Raw genomic sequence first — 22,998 nt, forward strand, 5'->3', positions numbered from 1 at the left:
CCCTTTGGGGCAACCAAAACGCGTTTTTGGTTACTTTTGTCGCTCGGACAAAAGTGACTCGCCGGCTACGCCGGCGAAACAGCCGCGCCAGCGAAGAGCGATAGCCCACCCTCAACGAGAAGCCCCGTCGGCTACGCCGGCGAAACAGCGGAACGATAACCCGCTCAACGCCCCCTCTTTACGCCCCCCTTCCCATGCAACACCCTACAACACCCCAACCCCCTTGACGGGGGGCGTCATCCCACCACCCCGTCCCTATGCTCTTGCCATCTAGACAAGCGGGACAAGAACATGGAGACAGGCAAGCAGAAACCCACAGGCCCGCTGGCAGGCGTGCGTGTCGTGGAGATGGCCGGGATCGGCCCCGGCCCGTTCTGCGGCATGCTGCTGGCAGATCTCGGCGCCGACGTGGTGATCGTGGACCGCCTGCAGGCCGGGGAGGATGCAATCGACCTGGGCTCGCATGCCATTTCGCGGCGCGGCAAGCGTTCGGTCGCCGTCGACCTGAAAACGGCGGAAGGACGTGAAACCGTCCTCAGGCTCATCGAGCAAAGCGACGCGCTGATCGAAGGCATGCGCCCCGGCGTGATGGAACGCCTCGGGCTCGGCCCCGATGTGTGCCTGCAGCGCAATCCGCATCTGGTGTACGGACGCATGACCGGCTGGGGCCAGGACGGGCCGCTCGCGCAGGCCGCCGGCCATGACATCAACTACATCGCGCTGTCGGGTGCGCTCTGGTATTCGGGCCAGCCGGGCGAAGCGCCAATGGCACCGCCGAGCCTCGTCGGCGATATCGGCGGCGGCGCCATGTACCTCGCGGTGGGTCTGCTGGCCGGGATCATGCAGGTGCGGGCAGGCGGCCCGGGCCAGGTGGTCGACGCCGCCATCGTTGACGGCAGCGCGCACATGATGTCGCTGTTGTTCGGACTGCAGGCCGCAGGGCACATGCCGCGTACGCGTGGCCGCGGCATGCTGGACGGCCCGCACTGGTACAACACGTACCGCTGCGCCGATGGCGAGTTCATCACGGTCGGCGCACTCGAGCCCAAGTTCTATCGCGAACTGCGCGAGCGGCTCGGACTGGCGGAGGACCCGGCGTACACGACACAGCATGATGCCGACCAGTGGCCGGCGCTGCGCGAGCGACTCACAGAACTGTTTGCCTCGCGCGACCGCGCGACGTGGTGTGCGCTGCTCGAAGGTACCGACGCCTGCTTCGCGCCGGTGCTGAGTCCCGATGAAGCGGCCCGCCACCCGCACTTGCGCGCGCGTGGCACCTATACCGAAGCCGACGGCGTGCTGCAGGCCAACCCGGCGCCGCGCTTCTCCGCGACACCCGCTGCCCGGCCCGGCCCGATCCCCGGCCGTGGCGAACACACCGCAGCCGTGCTCGCGGACTGGACCCGCGATGCCCCGCGCGCCGGCCGCAGCAGCTAAAACGGAAACAACACCAGACACAAGCACAGAAGCACCCGGCACAATGCCTGCCCGATGACGACAGAGGGCGACAGAAGGCAGCCCGGGCGCCCGGAGACGCACATGAAGACGAATTTCGCCAACCTGACGGCGCAGCTTGCGATGCAGCACCGCGACCGGGAAGCACTGGTCAATATCGAGCGCAACCGCCGCTTCACGCACGGCGAACTGCACCGCTTCACCAACAAGGTGGTGAACATGATGCGCGAGCGCCTCGGCCTGCGCCGTGGCGACAAGTGGCTCTGCATCCTGGAAAACGACAGCCTGTCGCTGCTCCATGCGTGGACGGCGCTCAAGGGCGAAGCCGCCGCGTGCTGGACCAACTTCCGCGATTCGATCGACGAGCACCGCTGGCAGATCGATTTCCTGCAGCCCAAGGTCGTATTCATCGAGAACGCGCTGATCGACGCGTACTACGGCATGCTGCGCGAGCGCGGCATCACCGTGGTCTGCATGGACCCGCCCGCGGAACCGCGCGAGGGCCTGTTCGGCTTCGACGCCCTGCTCGAAGGCGTCCCGGACAGCGACCCCGGCATCGAGAACGACACCACGGCCGACGTGATGATCTACCGCTTCACCGGCGGTACGACCGGCAAGAGCAAGTGCGCGCAGTACACGACCGACAACTGGCTGGCCAACCGCGACGCGTTCTACTCCGGCAGCGAGCTGTGGCTCGACGCCGGCACGCGCTACATGCACATGGCCCCCATCAGCCACGGTTCCGGCCTGGGCCTGCTGCCAACGCTGTTCCGCGGCGGCTGCACGGTCACGCAGAATGTGCCGGACCTGAAGCTGTGGTGCCGCCATGTCGAGGCGCACGGCGTCACGGTCGCCATGATGGTGCCCACCCTGCTGTACCGCCTGCTGGACCTTCCCGAGGCCGCAAAGCATGACCTGTCATCGCTCAGGACCTGCTTCTACGGGGCTGCGCCGATGAGCCCGAACAAGCTGCGCCTGCTGCAGCAGCGCTTCGGCAATATCTTCGTGCAGGCCTACGGCGCGACTGAATGTTTGCAGCGCGTGGCCGTGCTGACCAAGACCGACCACGCGACGGTATCGGACGAGCGACTCGGCTCCGCCGGCCGGGTAACGGCCCAGGCCGAAGTGGTCGTGATGGACGAAGCCGGCAAACCAGTCTCCTCCGGCACCATTGGCGAGATCTGGCTGCGTTCGCGCGCGGTGATCCCCGGCTACTACAACAACCCAGAGGGCACGGCGTCCGAGTTCGAAAACGGCTTCTGGAAATCCGGCGACCTGGGCTACGTGGACGAGGAAGGCTTCCTCTTCATCGTCGACCGCAAGAAAGACATGATCATCACGGGCGGCTTCAACGTCTACGCGATCGAGGTTGAAGCCGCACTGAGCTCGCACCCCGCGGTGGCGCTGTCGGCAGTGGTCGGCGTGCCGGACGAGCAATGGGGCGAGATCGTGCACGCCGAAGTGATGCTCAAGGAAGGCGCCGAGGTCAGCGTGGAAACGCTGATCGAGCATGTCAAGACGACCATCGGACGCTTCAAGGCACCGAAGTCGATTGTCTTCGTGACGGATATTCCGGTCAGCGTGGTCGGGAAAGTGCAACGGCGGCAGGTGAGGGAGAAGTACTGGGCGGGCCATACACGTCGGGTCGCGTAGAAGGGCCACGGCACCCACTCCGTCACGGAGCGTTGCATCAAGAACGGTGATTATGTTCTACTCGCTCCGTGAATGGGCCCCGGCCAGCAAGGCGGAAAGGAAAGCAGATGCGCGTCGCAGCGGAAGTCATGCTGACCGCAAGGGAGCGGGAAGAACTCGCGGCGCTGGCCGGACTGGCCGCGACCAGCCCGCGCCTCGCGCAGCGCGTACGCATCGTGCTGCTCGCGGCTCAGGGCATGCAGAACAAGGACATTGCCGATCAACTCGGCATGGGCCGCGCGCAAGTGGCGCGCTGGCGCGAGCGCTATGTGCAGTGGCGCCTGCCCGGCATCGAGAACAGCCTTCCGCGCGGGGCCCCGCCGGTCAAGGTGGACCTGGCGCGGCTGGCTGAGCTGACGGCGCAGGGACGCCAGGACTCGCACGAGCCGTGGAGCACGCGCAGGCTGGCCCAGGAGCTGGGCGTCAGCGCCGCCACCATCTCGCGCCACTGGAAGGCCACGGGGCACGAACCGCAAGCCCGCAACAACGTGCCGGGCCAGGTGCAGCTGCCGAACCTCTCCGGACAGACGGTGGACATCATCGGTCTCTATGCGAATGGAGACGAACACGCGCTGGTACTCGCGTGCAGCACGGCAAACCCGCCGTCCACCGCCGAGCGCGGCGTACGACGGGTCGGTGTCACCGCCCTGCTCGACGCGCTCAGGGAACTCGATGGCCACCATGCCGATGGCAACGCCAACGGCAACATCAACAGCGACGATGCTGACGGTGCGCCCGACATCGGCTGGCTGGCATTCCTGCGCAAGGCGGAGCGCGAGGCGCCAGAGGGCGCGGCTTTGCACGTGCTCTGCGACAACTACACCACCCATCATCACCCCGCCGTGCGTCGGTGGCTGGCCCGGCATCCGCGTATCCATGCGCATTTCTGCGGCCAGTCCGCGTCGTGGCTGCGCATGGTGCAGCGCTGCTTCCGCGCCATCGGTAGCGGGCAGTTGCAACATGCCATGCACAACGCCCCGTCGATCCTGGCCTGCATCGCGGCCTATCGCCAGCATGCGACCGCCGGCACACCTTTCGTGTGGCTGGCTTCGCAGGCAGACAACAAACGTCGCAGCGAACACATGCCGGTAACCGATTTGGTCGCGAGCGCCAATGAAGGCGTCAATGCGTCTTCCAATCCGGCAAGCGTCGAACCGCAGGAACACGTATTGGCGGAAGCGACAGAGAGTCAGCCCGCACCGCAGGACGTGCTGCTCGTCACCCATGATGTGGTAACCGATCCGGTTGCCGCCGAGCAGTTGATGCCGCCGCGCCTGACCTATCCGCTGTTGCAGCGCGACGCGCTGATGGCACGCCTGCAGGACGCCCGCCGCCATCGCTGCGTGGTGGTGCAGGCCCAGGCGGGCAGCGGCAGGACCAGCACGCTGCTGGCGTGGCGCCGCCTGCTGCTGTCGCTCGATTACGATGTCGCGTGGCTCTCGCTGGCAGCCGCGGACAATACCCCTGCCCGCTTCTTTGCGTGCCTGCTTGCGAGCCTCGCGCAGACCAGTCCGCATGCGGTTCGTGATGCCGGGCTTCTGATCGCGCAGCATCGGGCACAGCGGGGACAGGAAACACAGGAAAGCGATCAGCCCGGCGACTCGTCTCTCGAACACTGGGTCATCAGCCTCGTGCAAGGGCTGGCCGGCCATCCGCGCGAACTCGTGCTGATGCTCGACGACCTGCACCGCGTCGACGACCCGCGCATCTTCCGGGCCTTGCAGTGGCTGCTCGATTACGCGCCGCCGAACTTTCATCTCGTGCTCAGTTCGCGCGCCACTGTGCCGTTGTCGCTCGTTCGCACGCAGGCGCGCGGCCTGCTCACCGAGATCGGTATGCAGGACCTGCGCTTCACCGCCGAGGAAGCCGCACTCTACCTCGCTGGGCAGCCCGGCGGCATCGAGGCGCGCGACGCTGCCGAGATCCAGCGGCTTGCGGACGGGTGGGCAATGGGGCTGCAACTGATCGCAGGAGAATTCCGCGGCCGACGCCATCCGGACGGGCGCAGCGCGCACGCGCGCGTCGTCGGCGCTGCCGCCAGCTACTTCGAGCACGAAGTGTTCGGCAGCCTGAGTGCCGACGAGTTGGAACTGCTGACCGCCGCAGCAATCTGCCAGCGCCTGTGCGGTCCGCTGTGCGCCGCATTGCTCGGCCGCCCTGGCGATGCTGCACGCATGTCGGCCTGCCTGGCTCGCCTGGATGCCCGCATGCTGTTCATCACGCACACCGGCGATGCGGACGGCGTGGCATGGTATCGCCAGCACCCGTTGCTGCGGGAAGTGCTGCGCGCGCGCGCAAACCACATGGCGGACGACCACAGGCTGGCCTTGCACGCCAACGCGGCGGCCTGGTTCGGGGCGAACGGCCTGACTGACGAAGCGGTCTACCACGCCGTGCAGGCAGGCGATGTGGACAGCGCCGCGCGCAGGGTCGAAGCCTGCGCCTACGACCTGCTCGCCCGCGGTGACCTGAGCCGGCTTTCCGGCCTGCTGCGGCGGTTGCCTGCCGCAGTGCTGCGCGGCCGCTTCGATTTGCTGCTGGTATCGGCCTACTTCGCCATGTACACGAGCCAGTTCGACGCCGCGCAGGAAAGCCTGGCCCGTATCGCGGCCAGACGCCGCTCGCTCGATGGCCGGCAGCGCTATGCAGAGGCGCTGATCCGCGCCGGCCTCGCACTGCAGCAGGACGACCTGGATACCGTGCTGGAGATGGTCCCTACCCTGCGCGACGGCATTCCCGCCGAGGCCGACGATTTCAGCTGGAACTGCCGCAGCAACATCCTTGGCTGGGCATACGTGTACCAGGGCCGGTACGACCAGGCGCGCGCCGTCGTGGAAGAAGCCGGCACGCGTGGCGCCGGCACGCGCAGCCGCCTGCTTGGCGACTGTGTCGCCGCCATGAGCCTGGCTGTCGAGGGACGGCTCGCCGAGGCAGAGCGGACGGTGTGCGAGGCGCTCGGGAAGGCCGACGCACGGGGCGCCGATGCGATCGGGCTGTCGTGCATGACGGCTGGGTTGCTGGCCGACATCCTGTACGAGGTCAACGACACCGAGGCCGCGGTCCGGCTGCTGGAGCCGCGCCTGAACATTCTCGAGCGCGCCTCGCTGCCCGACACCGTCCTGCATGCCTGCCGCGTGCTGTCGCGCGCGCACTGGCTGGCTGGACGCCGCACGGAAGCGATCGCGTGCATCGACCGCCTGGAAGCCTACGCCGACCGCTTCCAGCTTGACCGCCTGCGAGCCGAAGCCCATGCGCTGCGCCTGCGCTGCCACCAGGAACTCGGCGAGATGCAGGGCACCAACACGGCGCTGCGGCAACTCGAAGCCATGGAAAGGCGCCACGACGGCAGCCACACCGAGACCGGCCGGCGCGTGCTGGCAGTGGTCAGGCAAGCCAACGACGATGTGCTGCTGCAGATGCGCGACTTCGCCGCCGTTGCCGCGCGGCTCGCGCAACAGCTCGAGGACGGTACGCTCCATCCCGTGCGCGCGGCGCGCCTCGAACTGCAGCTGGCGCTTGCGCAGCGCCAACTCGGCCGTCCGCAGGCCGCCCATTCCCACCTGCGCAGTGCACTGGCCCTGGGCCACCGGCTCGGTCTCATGCGCACACTGCTGGACGTGGCTCCCGACCTGCCGACCCAGATCCACGCGATCCTTGAAGCCAGCCCGCTCGACCCGGTGCTGGGCTTCTATGTGACGAGGCTGCAAGCGGAAGCCGCGGCCGGGCAGGCTGCCGCGAACGGAACCGGCGAAGCGCGGAGCACCGACGCGGCCGACATGCTCAGCGACCGCGAGCGCGAGGTGCTCGACCTCGCTGCGCAGGCCATGCCGAACAAGAAGATCGCCGTGGTGCTCGGCCTGGCACCGGAAACCGTGAAGTGGCACCTCAAGAACATCTACGCCAAGCTCGGCGTCAGCGGACGTGGCGGTGCCGCCGCGCGCCTGCGCGATCTTGCCGACGCCTATCGCGCCCGCGAGCGCCGCTGAGACCAGCCAGCGGCGTTTTGTCCCTTCAGTAGGTCCGGTTTCGCAGAACGTCCGCTTCATCCGAAACGGATACGTTCGCCCCTCCCCGTATTTCAGCCCTCGCCCACCCCGGTTGGGGTGTGCCGCCTTCGGACGCCGAAGCAATCATCCGGAAAAGCGCAATCCCGCGCCACGATGCGGGCTATTGCTCAATGGAGCAAGCACCGGCACGACCGGGCCATACGGCCCGGCAACTTCAAGACGACAAAAAAGGAGACTGACCATGCAGATGTTCAAACGCCGCGCGCTGCGGCTGCTGCGCCCCGCCCTCGCCACGCTTGCCGTGCTCGCCATCGCCGCGCCGGTCAAGGCCGCCGATTACCCTGAGCGCCCCGTGAAGATCGTCTCGGTCACCAGTGCAGGCACCGGCATCGACGACTACACGCGCCTGCTGGCCAAGTACCTGTCCGACAAGCTCGGCCAGAGCTTCGTCGTCGAAAACCGTCCGGGCGGCAATATGGTCGTGGCCACCGACTACGTGTCCAAGGCTGCGCCGGACGGCTACACGCTGCTGCTGTCGGGCTCCGGCGCCATGGCCGCCAACCCGTTCCTGTTCCGCAGGCTGCCGTATGACCCGATGAAGGACTTCGTCCCCGTGGCGCGCCTGTCGGTGCTTCCCATTGCCGTGATCGTGCCTGGCAACTCGCCCTACCACACGGCCGGCGAACTGATCGCGGCCGCGCGCGCCAATCCGGGCAAGCTGAACTTCGCCACGTCCAGCACGGGCTACCGCGTCATACTGACCGCGTTCAACGATGCGGCGAAGATCCAGTCCGTCAGCGTGCCCTACAAGGCCGCCAGCGCGATGATGACCGATGTCATGGGCGGCATGGTCGACTACGGCGGCGTCGAGGTGTCGGCCATCATCCCGCACGTGCAGAGCGGCAAGCTGCGCGCGCTCGCGATTACCGGCCCGAGCCGGCTGGCACAGCTCAAGGATGTGCCGACGATGCGCGAACTCGGCCTGGAGCGCTATTCGCTCAACACCTGGGTCGGCCTGTTCGCGCCGGCCGGCACGCCCAAGCCCATTGTCGACAAGCTGACCCGGCTTGCCTTGCAGTTCACGTCGACCCCCGAGGCCATGGCGCACTACCAGGCACGCGGCAGTGCGGCCTATCCTGCCGATGGCGCCGAACTGCGCAAGAACATCGTGGCCGACCAGCAAGGCTGGAAGCAGATGATCACGGTGGCCGGCATCCAGCCCGAATGAACCGCAACACCCATCCATACTGGCCCACGGGTCGAAAATGAATCGCCGGAGAACCGACATATGAAGACGCTGGACCGCTTCTACATCCATGGAGAATGGGTCACGCCGGCTGCCGGCAGCACGCTGGTGGACGTGATCAACCCCGCCACCGAAGCGCCGGTCGCGCGGCTCGCCATGGGCACCGCGGCGGACGCCGACCGCGCCGTCGCGGCCGCACGCGAGGCCTTTGGCACGTGGTCGCAGAGCACGCGCGAGGAACGCATTGCGCTGCTTGAACGCATCGCCGAGCAATACCGCGCGCGCGTACCCGAACTGGCCGAAGCCGTACGGATCGAAATGGGCGCGCCGGTCACGCTGTGCAACGCCATGCAGGCCCCGATCGGGCTCGTGCATATCCAGAACACGCTCGAAGTCCTGCGCAACTTTGCGTTCGAGACCACGCATGGCAAGACCTGGCTGCGCCGCGAACCGGTCGGCGTAGCGGCGCTGATCACGCCGTGGAACGTACCGCTGAACCAGATCGCGGCCAAGGTCGCGCCGGCGCTGGCCGCCGGCTGCACGGTGGTGCTCAAGCCTTCGGAAATCGCGCCGCTGGACGCAGTGATCTTCGCCGAGATCATGCACGCGGCCGGCACGCCGCCGGGTGTGTTCAACATGATCTTCGGCGACGGGCCTTCGGTTGGCGCGGCGCTGTCGTCGCATCCCGATGTCGACATGGTGTCGATCACCGGCTCCACGCGCGCCGGTGTGGAAGTGGCAAAGAATGCAGCGCCCACGGTCAAGCGCGTCGCACAGGAACTCGGCGGCAAGTCGCCCCTGGTGGTGCTCGATGATGCCGATCTGAAGACCGCTGTCAGCACTGCCGTGGCGCAGTGCATGGTCAACACGGGCCAGGTCTGCGTGGCGCCGACGCGCCTGCTGGTGCCGCGCACGCGCTACGACGAGGCGCTTGCCATCGCCGCGGCCACGGCGGGCGCGCTGCAGGTGGGCGACCCGGCGGACCCGGCGACAAAGATCGGACCGCTGTCGAACAGCGCACAGTTCGACAAGGTGCAGCAGATGATCGGCATCGGCATCGAGGAAGGCGCGCGCGTGATCGCCGGCGGCCCCGGCCGTCCGGAAGGCCTCGAACGCGGCTTCTATGTCCGGCCGACGGTGTTCGCCGACGTCCACAACAGCATGACCGTGGCGCGCGAGGAGATCTTCGGCCCGGTGCTCTGCGTGATTCCTTATGACAGCGAGGAAGAGGCCATCGCCATCGCCAACGACACGGTCTATGGCTTGTCGGCCTATGTCGCATCGGGCGATGCGGAGCGTGCGCGCCGCGTGGCGGCGCGGCTGCGCGCGGGCACCGTGCGCGTCAACTTCGCGCCGGCGGACCTGACGGCGCCGTTCGGCGGCGTCAAGCGCTCGGGCAATGGCCGGGAGTTCGGTGCTGAAGGACTGGTCGAGTTCCTGGAGTGGAAGGCGATCAGCCTGTAAGAAGCGTAACGCGCCGTCCCTTTAAAGGACGGCGCAGATTACAGCGTGGCGATCAGAGCCGGAACTTGGTCTTGGCAATGATGCCGCGCTGAATCTCGCTGGTGCCGCCGTAGATCGTGGTGGCACGACGGAAGAACGCCTCCGTCGCAATATCCTGCATGACGTCCTGCATCGGCAGCGGCTCGCCGGCGTGGCCATCGTGGCTCGACGGATACGACACCGGGCCGTAGTCGCCCATGCTCTCCACCGCGAACTGTCCCATCTGCTGCTGCAGCTCGGTGCCACGGATCTTCAGCATCGATCCCAGCGCGTGCGCGGCAGGGCTATGGTCACCCGCCTGCTCCATCGCAGCGACACGCTGCACCATGACCGCAATCGCTTCCAGCTCGGCCTCGTAGCGCGCCAGGCGCAGCGCAAACTGCGGCTGCTCGCCCAGCGTGCCGCCCGCGGCCGGCGCCGCGGCAAACGCGCGGAGCTGACGTTGCAGGCGGCGCAGCGTCGGCAGGTCAGCCGTGGTCGCGTGCTCGTTGTTGAGCAGGAACTTGGTGATCTTCCAGCCGCCGCCTTCCTCGCCGATCAGGTTCTCGACCGGCACGCGCACGTTGTCGAAGAAGGTTTCGTTCAGGTGGTGGCAGCCATCGATGCTGATGATGGGACGCACGGTGATGCCGGGTGTCTTCATGTCCACCAGGATGAACGTGATGCCGGCCTGCTTCTTTTCACCGTTGCCGGTGCGCACCAGCAGGAAGATCCAGTCGGCCTGGTGGCCGTAGCTGGTCCAGATCTTCTGGCCATTGATGACATAGTGGTCGCCATCGCGCACGGCTTGCGTGCGCAGCGACGCCAGGTCCGAACCCGATCCCGGCTCGGAGAAGCCCTGGCACCACAGGCGCTCGCCGCGCAGGATCGCGCCGACATGTTCATCCTTCTGTCCTGGCGTGCCGAAGTGGTTCAGCACCGGCCCGACGAGCTTCTGCGCAAAGGCATCCTGCGACGGCGTTCCGGCCAGTGCGCACTCTTCGTCAAAGGCCAGCCGCTGCGCCACGGTCCAGCCCGTGCCGCCGTGTTCGGCCGCCCAGTACGGCGCGCCCCAGCCATGCGTGTTGAGCACGCGCTGCCACTGCATCAGCGTATCGCGCGGCGAACGCATGCCATGCGCGCGGCGCGGCATGTCGGCCGGCATGTGTTCGCGCAGGAAGTCACGCACCTGCTGGCGGAACTCGGCGAGGTTGGGGTCGGGTCGGAAGTCCATCTGATTCGCTCCATCTGGCGTGGCGGCGGCGCCGCGGGCGCGGCTTGCCGGATGGTGACACCTTAAGGGCTGGGCGATGGCTGCGGCGCCCCCCACCACTGGTGGCGATAGGTGCCGTCAGGTTTGAAGCAATGCGTTGGTCGCGGGCCATCGGGCGATGACCATATGTTCCGGTGATATGAACCTCCCCCCAATTCGAGTGGTGTCTTAATGGGCCAGTGCGACGACACTATCAGCAATGGCGAAATCGCTTCCGCCATTGTGGCGTTTGGCATGACTGCAAGCAGGCATGCCATGGCGTCACGGTCTCCACCCCGCGGGTCTGCTCGACTTGTGGGTCTTGGCGCTCCGGGATGGGTTTCGGGGCGCTTTTTTCTTTGATTCTTCGGTGGGATTGAGAGGGCGGGTATCGCTTCTTGTCCGGGCCAGTTTGTCGTTCTTGGCAGGCGCCGCTGTTTCGACGGCGTCGCCAGCGGGTTTTGGTTGAGAGCGGGTTATCGTTCTTGACAGGCGCCGCTGTTTCGCCGGCGTAGCCGGCGACCTACTCTTTTGTCCGAGCGACAAAAGAGTAGGCAGAAAAGCGCGTCGTTGCCGCTGGCCATCAATTCCACGGCGGCAGGGGTTCACACGGCTTTGGACGCCTGCCATGGTGGTCAGCCGTTCGAGCCTGCTACGCGTAGGCTTTCAGCGCGGTGCCTGACGCCAACCGACTTTTGAACGAGCCCCGACCACGTATAGGTACAGCGTTCCAAGAGCGTCAGCGGTGGGACGCCTTCGGCTGCGCTGCGCGCACGTCGTAGTCTGGGGGGCAAGCTCATCAACGTCGCTGGCGCCCGAGGTCCGCTTTCTTCTCTCTCGCTCTCTCTATTTCGCGCATGCAATGCGCGGGCCGCGTCACCGAGACGTGGTTCGCCCTGGGCCCACGCGCTCAGACTTGAGCTCTGCGCGTAGCGCAGCCGAAGGCGTTCACACGATATCAGTGGCAGCAGGGGCCACAGACGCTTGCAGGGCTCGTTCAATCAGCGCTGTATTTCTACCCACGGTAGTGCCCCACGCGGCAGGCAGCGTAAATCACTCTGAAGCCCATACCCGTACAACACCCTCAGCACACTACGATAAAAATTCGCCCCTTTGGGGCAACCAAAACGCGTTTTTGGTTACTTTTGTCGCTCGGACAAAAGTGACTCGCCGGCTACGCCGGCGAAACAGCAGCGCCTGCCAAGAACGATAAGAAGGAATAGCCCGAGTGCCATCCACCCAAATATCCCCATTTGTCCCCATCCGTCACACCCCCGCCCCACCACGTCAACCCCAATCCAAATCCCCTTCCTACACTGCTGACAACTCAATCCGGGCACCCGACAGTGCCCGCAAACGTGACTGGCAGCTATGGCGGACTCTGAAAGATTTCTGGTAACCGGAGCACTGGGATGTATCGGCGCATGGACAGTGCGCCGGCTCGTACAGGAAGGCGTGCCAGTCGTTGCCTTCGACGCAGACAATGACGTGCGGCGCCTGCGCCTGCTGATGGACGACGCGCAACTGTCGCGCGTGGAGATGGTTCGCGGCGACATCACGGACCTGGATCTGGTCGAGGCGACGTTGGACCGACATCGCATTACGCATGTCATTCACCTGGCCGCACTGATCCATCCCAGGTTCAAGAGCGATCCTCCGCTTGGCGCCCGCGTCAACGTGCTTGGCGGCGTGAATCTGTTCGAGGCCGTGGCGCGGCGCGTGGAGCGAATTCCTCGCATTGTGTATGCGTCATCGATTGCGGTGTACGACAACGGCGACGCGGCGAACGATGCCGCCATCCAGCACCACACAGCCGGACATCCGACAACTCTCTATGGTGTGTTCAAGCAAGCCGAAGAGGGCATGGCGCGCGTGTATTACCAGGACAGAGGGGTATCCAGCATCGGCCTTCGCCCGGCGACGGTATTCGGTGCCGGAAGAGACTATGGCCTGACCGCGGCTCCCACGCAAGCAGTCCTGGCGGCAGCGCTCGGCCGCCCTTTCCACATTCCGTACAGCGGCTGCAGCCAGATCCACTACGCCGACGACCTTGCGCGCATGTTCATCGCGTGCGCACGTTCGGGCTATCGCGGTGCGGACGTCTTCAATATGCATGGCAGCGTCGCGGACATGGGCGAAATCGTCGAGACGATCGAGTCGGTCATTCCGCAGGCGCGCGGAACGATCACGTTCGACGGCGCATCGCTCGGGCTTCCGGAAGACTACGACGCGACCGCGCTGGAGAACGTGATTGGTCCCTTGCCCCGCACACCGCTGCGCGAAGCCGTGGGCGAGACCTTCAGGCTCTTTCGCAGCAGGATCGCCAGCGGCGAAATCCGCGACACCTGATCCGCGCATCTCCCGACGCATCCCCTCGTTTTCCCGAACTGTCCCGAAGGGCATCAAGGTTGTCCCGGAGGGTCACGCCTTGCCACGCCCGATTCCGGATACTCGCGCAGGCTCTGATACCCCTTTCAACGAAACACCCGCATCACAGACCAGAAAACAACAAGGAGGAGATTTGTCTATGAAGCTCAGAAGCATGACCGTGGCCGCATTGCTCGCCTGTTCGGGCGGCGCCTTCGCGCAGTCGAGCGTCACGCTGTACGGTGTCGCCGACGTCAACCTGGAATATGTCAACCACGTCGGCGCGATTCCAAGTGCCGCCAATCAGTTCAACCGCGGCCCGTCCAACGACGTGTACCGCATGAACTCGGGCGGCTTCTCCGGTTCCCGCTGGGGTATCCGCGGGACGGAAGACCTTGGCAACGGACTGAAGGCCATGTTCGTGCTGGAGAACGGCTTCAACGTCGACACGGGCACCCTGCAGCAAGGCGGCCGCATGTTCGGACGCCAGGCGTTCGTGGGTCTGCAGCAGGCGGGCATTGGCCAGATCAGCCTGGGCCGCCAGTACGCATCCATGTTCGAGGCGCTGGCCAACTTCGCGCCGGCGGCCTATGCCACGCAGTATGAGCCGACGGTGTTGATGACGGGCCCGAACTTCCGCCAGGACAACACCATCAAGTACACCGGCCAGTTCGGTCCGGTGACGGCGCTTGCGCACTACTCCTTCGGCGTGGGCCTGGCCCTGCCGCAGACGGTCGGCATCGCCACGCCGATCGGCGGCAACGGCGAAAACCCCGGCCAGGCACGACGCGACAGCGCCTACGGCGCAGCCGTGGCCTACCAGGGTGGTGGATTTGGCGTGACGGTCGGCTACGACCAGTGGAATCCGACCATCGGCACCAGCAGCGGCACCGTGAGGAAAGCCGCGGTCGGTGCCAGCTACAGTTTCGGCAGCCTGGCGAAAATCATGGGCGGCTACCGCTGGGGCCAGAACAAGAATGCGGGGGATGTCGTAATCCAGCGAGACGACTTCTACTGGATCGGCGCTAATTACCAGGTGACCCCCGCCATCGGCCTGACGCTGGAATACAACTACGACAACGTCAAGAGCCTGTATGGCGATACCCACGTCGCCAACCCGTGGCAGATCGCCCTGATTGCCAACTATGCGTTCTCCAAGCGCACCGACCTCTACCTGTCCACCGCCTATGCCAAGAATGCCGGGCTGATGATGGAGTCGCTGGCCACCGTGTATGCCAACAGCCTGTCGCTGGGCAACAACTACGTGCTGGCCAATGGCCAGAGCAATATGCTCGGCGTGTCACTGGGCATCCGCCACAAGTTCTGACGAGCCGCGGACACGGGCGCGGGCCGACTTGCTTGCGCGAGCCAGGCCCGCTCATATTGGGCTTTCCCTAACTGTCCCGAAATGTCAAATATTTGCCCCCGAATGTTAAGGCGCTTTGCATCGACCGCCCATACTTCTGGCACGACTTCCGTCGTCCAAGGCACCCAACTCCAGCCCATACCCATAACCGGGGAGACAACTCTATGCCGATTCGCCCTGCCCTGACCCGCGTGCACCGCGCCGCCGTTTGCGCTGTCCTGGCCCTGTCCATGCCCGTCGCCATGGCATGGACCAACAAGCCGGTCCGGGTACTGATCCCTGCACCTGCCGGCGGCACCATGGATGTGCTGGCACGCGTGCTGTCCGAAGCGCTCACCACCGAACTGGGCCAGCCCGTGGTGGTCGACAACAAGCCGGGCGCCGGCGGCGGCATTGCGATCAACACCTTGCTGGCGGCGCCGGCAGACGGGCAGACCATCCTGGTGTCGACTACCAATGTGCTCACGGAGATCCCCCATGTGATGAAGGTCTCCTTCGATCCGATGAAGGATGTAAAGCCCGTGGCCGCGGTGGCCAGGTCGACGCTCGTGCTGGTCGGGTCGCCGAGCCTGCCGGCCAAGGACCTGCCGAGCCTGGTCAGCTATGTGAAGGCCCATTCAGGGCAGCTCAGTTTTGCTTCCTACAGTTCGGGTACGGTCGCCCACTACGCCGGCCTGATCATGAACCAGAAGGCCGGCATGGATCTGCAGCACGTGCCGTTTGCCGGCTCTCCGCCCGCGCTGACACAGGTCATGGGCGGACAGATTGCCGTGATGTACGACGGCATGGTGACCTCGCTGCCGATGATCAAGGCCGGCAAGCTGCAGGCCTATGCGCTGGCCGCGAAACAGCGTTCACCGCTGCTGCCGCAGGTGCCGACGTTTGCCGAGCTGGGCTATCCCGACATTGACTTTAACAACTGGGCGGGTGTGTTTGTCTCTTCAAAGGTACCGGCAGACGTGGTGCAGAAGATCCAGGCAGCGGTCTACAAGGCGGCCGCAACGCCCAAGGTGCAGGAACGGATCACCGGCCTCGGCTTCGAGACCGTGCCGCCGCAAACCCCTGCCCAGCTTGGACAGGCCTTGCGCACCGAATACGATCGCAACGCTGCCATTGTGAAGGCCTACAACATCCAGCCCTGACGGCCCGCGGCTCCGGCGGCATTGGCATTGCCTGCCTGCCGGAGCCCGCTTCAGTCCATCGCGACGATGGGCAATTCCCCAACCTTCGCCAAGCGCTCCTCTCCCCCGGCTTCCCTCTCCAGCTGCTGGCGCGATGTCCCCAACGGTCACGGCAAAGCCCCCTGGGATCATTCACCGGACCGCCCCCCTGCCTAGAATCGGCACACATACCGGCACGGCGCATCGCGCCAAGCCTCCTCGATTTGCCGAATCCTGCAGGAGCCTGCATTGCCTCTCACCCGTGCCCTCGAACACGCGGATTCCCCCGAACAGGTGGGACTGTCCACCCGGCGGCTGCAGTCGATCTCATCGGTGATCCATGCCGATGTCGACCGGCGCAAGATCCCCGGTGCAGTCGTGCTTGTCGCGCGCAAGGGCCGGATCGCCTGGTCCGAGGCGTTTGGCTTCGAGCAAGCCGATACGCCGTTGCGCCCGATGCAGCGCCATTCGGTCTTCCGCATTGCCGCGATGACGCGGCCCATTGTCGGCGTGGCGGCGCTGATATTGATGGAAGAAGGCCGGCTGTCCCTGAACGACCCGGTCGAACGCTACATCCCCGAGTTCGCCAGCCTCCAGGTCGCCGTCGAGTCGGTCGATGCGAATACCGGCGAACGCCGCCTCGCACTCGAACCCGTGCGCCGCGCCATGACCGTTCACGACCTGTTGCGGCACACGTCCGGGCTGACCTACGGGCAGTTCGGCGATTCGCTGGTGCAGCGTCAGTATCGCGAAAGCGGCCTCATGGATCCCGCACAGACCAATGCGGAGATGGTCGCGAAGCTGGCGGCCATCCCGCTGCAATGCCAGCCGGGCGAGGTATTCGAATATGGCATGTCCACCGACGTGCTTGGCCGCATCATCGAGATTGTCTCGGGCATGGACCTCGCCCGCTTCGTCGCGGAGCGCGTGACGCAGCCGCTGCGCATGCATGCCACGGGCTTCCACCTGATCAGGCAGGACGGTGCCGGGCTGGCACTGCCATCCGGCGCATCCGGCAAATCCACCGCGCTGTTCGACTACGACGAACACCACCCGCCGCGCTGGCATTCCGGTGGCGCCGGCCTGCTGTCCACGGCCGGCGACTATGCGCGCTTCTGCCAGATGCTGCTCAATGGCGGGGCGCTCGATGGCGTGCGCCTGCTTTCACGCAAGACCGTCGAACTGATGCTTGGCAACCACCTTCCGCAGTCCACGCGATTTGGCGGTTCGACAACCGGGCTCGGCATCAACGCGCCATTGCCTGATCTCGGCCAGGGCCATGGCCTGGCAGTGGGCGTACGCACCGCATCGGGCTTGAGCCCGGTGCCCGGTTCCATCGGCGATTTCTACTGGGGCGGCGCACTCGGGACCTATTTCTGGGTGGATCCGCAAGAGCAGCTGATCGCCATCCTGATGCTTCAGGAAAACGACCTGGCGACGCGCACCGGATACCGGTCCCTCTTGCGCAACATCGTATATGCCGCGCTGGAAGACTGAGCAGCGACGCTTTGCGGCGACTGGCAGTGCAGCACGCACACGGCGCCACATACCAATTTTGGAGGAGCAAGCATGAAGACCATGAACCGGCGCTGGATCCTCAGGCAGCGCCCCGTCGGCGATATCGGCGACAACGATCTGCAGCTCGTGGAAGCACCGCTGCCCCGACCGGGCGACGGCGAGATCCTGGTGCGCAACATCTATCTCATGGTGGCACCGACCAACCGCGTGTGGATGAGCGAGATCGACCAGTACATGGCCCCGGTGGCCCTTGGCGAGGTGATGCGCGGCGTCACCATGGGCGTGGTGATCGAGTCCCATCACCCGGACTTCAAGGCCGGTGACATCGTCGAAGGCGGCATGGCCTGGGAAGAGTATTCGGTCACGAAGACGGCCCGGCGTGTCCCGGTGGATTACGGCCTGCCGCTGCATGCCTATGCGAGCGTGCTGGGCAACTCCGGCATGACCGCCTATTTCGGCATGCTCGACATTGCCCGACCCAAGGCTGGCGAGACCATCGTGGTGTCGGCCGCCGCAGGCGGCGTCGGCTCGATCGCCGGCCAGATCGGCAAGATACTCGGCTGCCGGGTAGTCGGCGTTGCCGGCGGCCAGAACAAGTGCCGGCTCGTCAAGGAAGAGTTCGGCCTGGATGCCTGTGTCGATTACAAGGCCGGCAATGTGCTTGCCGATCTTCGCGCCGCCTGTCCGGACGGCATCGACGTCGATTTCGAGAACGTGGGCGGCGAAACCATGGATGCCGTGCTGGCGCTGATCAACCCGGGAGCGCGTATCGCGATGTGCGGGATGATCTCGACCTACAACGCGAGCGGCGACTGGTGGAGCCCGAAGATGTTCCGCAATGTCATCATGAAACGCGCCCGCATCGAAGGCTTCCTCATTGCCGACTACCGTTCGCGGTTCCACGAAGCCGTGGAAATCATGGCGAAATGGGTCAGGGACGGCCAGCTCAAGTACCGGGTCGACATTATCGAAGGCATCGAGCAGGCACCGGCCGCGCTGAACCGCTTGTTTACCGGCAAGAACATCGGCAAGCAGCTTGTGCGCCTGGCGCCGGAATCCGTCATCGGCTGAGTGCCGTGACTCTCACCAGTTAACCTCCATGACTCAATCTGACTCCCGACCGCACCTTCAGGATTTCGAGGGCAAGACGGCAATCATCACCGGCGCCGCGTCCGGCATCGGCCTGGCATTGGCCGAGGCATTGGCAGCGCGCGGTGCCGACCTTGCGCTGGCCGACATTGACGCACGCGGGCTTGACGCCGCGCGCAAGCGCCTCGCATCGACGGGCCGGCGCATCTGCACGCGCGTGCTGGATGTTTCCTCCGATGCGGACGTGCGCGATGCGGCGGCGGAGTTCGAAGCGACGCTCGGACGCATCCATCTGGTCTTCAATAATGCTGGCATCGATATGAGCGGCGAACTGGCGTCTCTGTCCGAGCAGGACTGGACGCGCGCGTTCGGCATCAATGTGTTTGGCGTCATTCACGGCATCCGCCATTTCCTGCCGCTGCTGCGCCGGCACGGCGAGCCCGCGCATTTCGTCAGCACGGCATCGGGCGCGGGCTTATGGGTGAACGGCGACTTCCCCATGGGCGCCTACGCGGCCACGAAATACAGCGTGGTGGCCCTCTCCGAGGCACTCGAGCAGGAGCTTCGCGGCACCGGCATTGGCGTTTCTGTGCTTTGCCCTGGCCCGGTGAAGACCCCGATCGCCGAACGCTCGAACCATGCCAGCGAATCGTTCAGGGCCGCAGTGGCCACTGGCACGGCGCCAGAGCTGGTGGCCAATCACACGCTGGAGGCGATGCGCGCGGGCGAGTTCTACATCTTCACGCCAACGCGCATGCGGCCGCGACTGGAGGCGCGATTCGCGCGGATTCTCGATGCGCTGGAGCGCGCGTCCGCCGTCACAACCGGAATGGCCGCGACATGATCCATCTCATCTTCCTCAGCATGCGGCGCGCCGACGTGGACCGCCGGGAGTACCTGCGCGACTGGCGCGACGTGCAGGCGCCGATGGTGGCCGGCCTGCCGGGTGTGCGGCACTACGTTCAGAGCACCGTCCGCGCCGTCCCCGGCCAGGCTGCGCGCTACGATACCGTGGACGAGATCTGGGTCGATGATGCCGCGGCGCTCGATGCGCTGCTGCATAGCCCCGACTATGCCAGGTCGGCGCTCGCAGGCGCCGGCAACCTGGTCGACCCGGAGCATTGCGTGCGTTTGCAGACCACCGATCACGTCGTGCACGCCGGCGCATCGATCGCCCGCGAGGAATCGTTGCCGAAGCGGATGACCTTTTTCCGGCGCAAGTCGAATCTCAGCCGGGAAGACATGCTGCGCTACTGGCGCGGCACGCACGGGCCGCTGGCTGCATCGGTGCCGGGACTACGCCGCTATGTGCAGAGTGCGATGCTGCCCGCTGTCGATGATCAAGGCCCAACGCTCTTCGACGGCGCGGCGCAGATCTGGTTCGAAGATGATGCCGCGCTGCAGGCTGCGGTGCGCTCGCCCCTCTTCCGCGAGTCGGTCAAGCCGGACGAAGCGAACTTTATCGATACCAACGCAGCCGTGACGCTCTCGATCGAAGAAGAGCACCGTATCGTCTGGCCGCAGGCGGCCTGAGCAACGTCGTACTACACGCGCTGCTCCGGCCCCGCCGACACCATCTGTTGCCGTGGAAGGGGCCCGGCCGATTGCATGCCATCGCTGCGCCATGCACTGGGGCTGCAGCCAAAATGGTCGCGGAACCAGCGCGAGAACGCGCTCTGCATCGAGAACCCGAGCAGCACGGCCACGTAGCTGACCGGGCGTTCCGCATGCCGCAGATACTGCAGCGCCAGCGAGGCACGGACCTCGTCGAGAATGCTGCTGAAGGTCGCGCCTTCCTGCAGCAGCTTGCGATGGACCGTGCGCCGGTCGACGCCAAGCTGGCTCGCGACGCGTTCCACGCTGCAGTGGCCCGAAGGGAGCAGGGACAGCACCATGCGCCGGACTTTTTCGGTCATGGACAGGGTCGCACGCGCCGACAGTGAATCCAGGTAGGCATGCGCGTACTGCGCCAGTTCCGGGCGCGCGGCGCGCGGCACGGCGTCCATGTCCTTCAGCTCGCAGACAATGCCGTTGAAGTCGCAACCGAAATCCACCGACCGGCCAAACGCGCGCAAGTGGGTTGCCAGATTCGCTGGCGCCTTGTGCGAAAGGCAGATACGCCGCGCGCGCCATGCCGGACCGAGCAGTTCCTGAAGCATCCGGTAAAGCGACACCACGACCATCTCGTCGGCCTGGCGTGTCGCCCCCGAATGCTCGACCATCAGCGACACGCGGATCACCAGCGCGCCCTCCCGTTCTTCCACGCCGAGGAACAGCGCCTCGCTGTGCAGCGTGATGTAGCGCACCATCGCACCGAGGGCATCGCGCAGCGTCGGCGAATCTCGCACCGCCATGCCGAGCGGCCCGAGTACCGATAGCTGACGGCCCTCGCCCAGGCGCAGGCCGAAGTCTTCGGTACCAGAGGCTGCTGCGGATATTTCCAGAAGCCGGCAGACTGCGCTGGCTGACACAAGGTTGTCGCCGGCGTCCAGGCAGGTCCTGGGCAGCCCGATTTCTGCCAGGATCCGCAGCGGATCCAGTCCAACCGAACGGGCCACCTCGGTATAGCGCGACAGCGAGGCACTGCGGACTAAACGGCTCATGGGCCTCCTTGCACAGGCAGCGGCTGCAAGGCCATCGCAGCCTTCGGTGGTCGCGGAATCTGGTCTCGGGCTTTCGTCAGGCGTCAGGCGCGGCGCATCAGGCTGTAGCTCTGCGCGCTGGGGCCGAAATCGGGCATGCCGGCCAGGAACAGCGCAAGCGCGACAACGTCGGCGGGATCCTTGAACCATTCGCCGGGCGGCACCGGAACATCGCGCGTCATGTCCGTCCGGACCGGCCCCGGTATCAACTCATTGACGCTGATGTTGTCCTCCTGCAGTTCCATCGCCAGCGACTGCGTCAGCATCCATAGCCCGCTCTTGGAACATGAGTACGCTGAAAACCCGGCGGCAGGCCGCTTGCGCTGGCCCGAGCCGATCATGATGATCTTGCCGGCCCCGCGGCGGCGCAGATGCGGAATGGCGGCATGGGCGGTGTGGTAGGCACCGGTCAGGTTGATATCGATGGTCTTGCGCCAGAGCGCCGGGTCGCCGTCAGCGATCCTGCGCTGCTCGAGCGCGACCCCGGCATTGGCCACCACGATATCGACACCGCCGAAGGTATCGCTGGCGCGCTGGAACAGCGTCTTGACGGTCTCGTAGTCCGCCACGTCGGCGGTCTGGGCAATAGCCCGGCCACCTGCTTCACGGATCATCGCGGCGGTCTGCGTGATGTCAGCCTCGCCGCGGGCGCTGCATACCACCGCAGCACCGGCGCTGGCATAGGCCATTGCAATGGCGCGGCCGATACCGCGGCCTGCGCCGGTGATCACGGCCACTTTGTCCTTGAGCATGTTGGGGTCGATCTGGCTCATTGTCAGTGTCTCAGTCTCGTTTGCGTTGCAATGGGGAAGGATGAAGACGCGGGTCGCTCAGAACGGGCGATCCCCGATCACCGTGGCCCGGTCCATGCGGCGATGGCATGGCGGGTAATCCATGACCGCGTAATGCTGGGTCGAGCGGTTGTCCCAGATCGCCACGCTGTTCGGCGTCCAGCGCCAGCGCACCTGGTACTCGGGAATGTAGGCCTGCGTAATCAGGTAGCGCAGCAGGTCGGCCGCACCCGGGTTGAAATCCTGCCCGAAGCGCACGCGTTCCGGCGTATGGAAGTTCGTGAAATGGGTGGTGAAACCGTTTACGAACAGCACCTTCTCGCCGGTCTCGGGATGCGTCCGGACCACAGGGTGCTCGGCGTCCGGAAACTGGGCCTTCAGTGCATGGCGTTTTTCGATCGGCATGGCCGCGCCGAAGCTTGCCTCGATGCTGTGGCGTGCGCGCAGTTCGGCGATCTGGTCCTTGATGTGCTGCGGCAGGTTCTCGTAGGCGAGCACCATATTGCTCCACATGGTGTCGCCGCCGACGGGCGGACATTCGCGGCAACGCAGGATGCTGGCGAGCGGCGGGGCCTCCCGCCAGGTCGCATCGGTGTGCCAGGAGTTCTCGTAACGCGGCGTGGGCTCTTCGGGACTCTTGTAGATGCGGACCAGCCCCGGGTGTTCGGGATCGCTGCCCGCGACCGGATGATCCTCAAGTTCGCCAAAGCGGCGCGCGAAGGCGACGTGCTCGCCGGCAGTCATGTCCTGGTCGCGCACGAACAGGACTCGGTGCCTGAGCAGCGCTTCACGAATGCCGGCGAACAAACCGTCATCGTGGATGGCGTCGGCGAGGCTGACGCCATCCAGTTCGGCGCCGATGGAACAGGTAAGTGGCTCGACTCGCATTGCGACTCCGAAAGTTTGTAGGTAGAGGTCGAAGCAAAAGGGT

The 22,998-nt window shown here is 65.7% G+C and carries 16 protein-coding genes; 12 read left to right on the top strand and 4 right to left on the bottom strand.

Going from position 1 to position 22,998, the window contains the following annotated elements; genetic code table 11:
* The first annotated feature begins 291 nt into the window (after window positions 1-291).
* The 5 genes from KHO41_RS18235 (at window position 292) to KHO41_RS18255 (ending at window position 9,864) form a co-directional block, all read left to right on the top strand.
* On the top strand, window positions 292-1,437 hold the full coding sequence (locus KHO41_RS18235) for a CaiB/BaiF CoA transferase family protein (protein WP_211954685.1): 1,146 nt from the start codon (window positions 292-294) through the stop codon (window positions 1,435-1,437).
* Window positions 1,438-1,539: 102 nt separating this feature from the next.
* A complete protein-coding gene (locus KHO41_RS18240) occupies window positions 1,540-3,108 on the top strand; it encodes a class I adenylate-forming enzyme family protein (protein WP_211954686.1) in 1,569 nt (522 codons plus the stop codon).
* Window positions 3,109-3,215: 107 nt separating this feature from the next.
* Window positions 3,216-7,133, top strand: coding sequence for a LuxR C-terminal-related transcriptional regulator (locus tag KHO41_RS18245; protein ID WP_211954687.1), 3,918 nt, complete (start codon window positions 3,216-3,218; stop codon window positions 7,131-7,133).
* Between the two features lie 262 nt (window positions 7,134-7,395).
* Complete coding sequence (locus tag KHO41_RS18250; protein WP_211954688.1) at window positions 7,396-8,382, top strand: Bug family tripartite tricarboxylate transporter substrate binding protein; 987 nt, start codon at window positions 7,396-7,398, stop codon at window positions 8,380-8,382.
* A gap of 60 nt (window positions 8,383-8,442) precedes the next feature.
* On the top strand, window positions 8,443-9,864 hold the full coding sequence (locus KHO41_RS18255; RefSeq protein ID WP_211954689.1) for an aldehyde dehydrogenase family protein: 1,422 nt from the start codon (window positions 8,443-8,445) through the stop codon (window positions 9,862-9,864).
* A gap of 52 nt (window positions 9,865-9,916) precedes the next feature.
* Here KHO41_RS18255 and KHO41_RS18260 read toward each other — a convergent pair whose 3' ends face one another.
* Window positions 9,917-11,116: an acyl-CoA dehydrogenase family protein gene (locus KHO41_RS18260; protein ID WP_211954690.1), complete on the bottom strand. Its 1,200-nt coding sequence runs from the start codon at window positions 11,114-11,116 to the stop codon at window positions 9,917-9,919.
* 1,389 nt (window positions 11,117-12,505) lie between these two features.
* Between KHO41_RS18260 and KHO41_RS18265 the strand changes: the two genes are divergently transcribed.
* The 7 genes from KHO41_RS18265 (at window position 12,506) to KHO41_RS18295 (ending at window position 20,167) form a co-directional block, all read left to right on the top strand.
* Window positions 12,506-13,483 (top strand): NAD-dependent epimerase/dehydratase family protein, encoded by a 978-nt coding sequence (locus KHO41_RS18265; protein ID WP_211954691.1) that lies wholly within the window; start codon window positions 12,506-12,508, stop codon window positions 13,481-13,483.
* Between the two features lie 178 nt (window positions 13,484-13,661).
* Window positions 13,662-14,828 carry a porin gene (locus KHO41_RS18270; RefSeq protein WP_211954692.1) on the top strand — a complete coding sequence of 389 codons (1,167 nt, stop codon included), beginning with the start codon at window positions 13,662-13,664 and terminating at the stop codon, window positions 14,826-14,828.
* A gap of 203 nt (window positions 14,829-15,031) precedes the next feature.
* The gene (locus tag KHO41_RS18275) at window positions 15,032-16,009 is read left to right on the top strand and encodes a Bug family tripartite tricarboxylate transporter substrate binding protein (RefSeq protein WP_211954693.1); all 978 of its coding nucleotides are present in this window, start codon (window positions 15,032-15,034) and stop codon (window positions 16,007-16,009) included.
* A gap of 267 nt (window positions 16,010-16,276) precedes the next feature.
* The gene (locus KHO41_RS18280) at window positions 16,277-17,524 is read left to right on the top strand and encodes a serine hydrolase domain-containing protein (protein ID WP_211954694.1); all 1,248 of its coding nucleotides are present in this window, start codon (window positions 16,277-16,279) and stop codon (window positions 17,522-17,524) included.
* Between the two features lie 72 nt (window positions 17,525-17,596).
* Window positions 17,597-18,616, top strand: a complete 1,020-nt coding sequence (locus KHO41_RS18285) for an NADP-dependent oxidoreductase (RefSeq protein WP_211954695.1) — start codon at window positions 17,597-17,599, stop codon at window positions 18,614-18,616.
* Between the two features lie 28 nt (window positions 18,617-18,644).
* Window positions 18,645-19,478 carry an SDR family NAD(P)-dependent oxidoreductase gene (locus tag KHO41_RS18290; protein ID WP_211954696.1) on the top strand — a complete coding sequence of 278 codons (834 nt, stop codon included), beginning with the start codon at window positions 18,645-18,647 and terminating at the stop codon, window positions 19,476-19,478.
* Entirely contained in the window at window positions 19,475-20,167 is a 693-nt protein-coding gene (locus tag KHO41_RS18295) for an EthD family reductase (RefSeq protein WP_211954697.1), read from the top strand. Before KHO41_RS18290 ends, KHO41_RS18295 begins: the two co-directional genes overlap by 4 nt.
* Window positions 20,168-20,178: 11 nt before the next feature.
* On the opposite strand, the gene KHO41_RS18300 is transcribed toward KHO41_RS18295, so the two are convergent.
* The 3 genes from KHO41_RS18300 to KHO41_RS18310 form a co-directional block, all read right to left on the bottom strand.
* Window positions 20,179-21,237 carry an AraC family transcriptional regulator gene (locus KHO41_RS18300; protein WP_211954698.1) on the bottom strand — a complete coding sequence of 353 codons (1,059 nt, stop codon included), beginning with the start codon at window positions 21,235-21,237 and terminating at the stop codon, window positions 20,179-20,181.
* 83 nt (window positions 21,238-21,320) lie between these two features.
* On the bottom strand, window positions 21,321-22,049 hold the full coding sequence (locus KHO41_RS18305) for an SDR family NAD(P)-dependent oxidoreductase (protein ID WP_211954699.1): 729 nt from the start codon (window positions 22,047-22,049) through the stop codon (window positions 21,321-21,323).
* A gap of 57 nt (window positions 22,050-22,106) precedes the next feature.
* A complete protein-coding gene (locus KHO41_RS18310) occupies window positions 22,107-22,955 on the bottom strand; it encodes a TauD/TfdA dioxygenase family protein (protein ID WP_211954700.1) in 849 nt (282 codons plus the stop codon).
* Between the last annotated feature and the right edge of the window lie 43 nt (window positions 22,956-22,998).

This window comes from Cupriavidus numazuensis, from assembly GCF_905397435.1.
Classification (GTDB): domain Bacteria; phylum Pseudomonadota; class Gammaproteobacteria; order Burkholderiales; family Burkholderiaceae; genus Cupriavidus; species Cupriavidus numazuensis.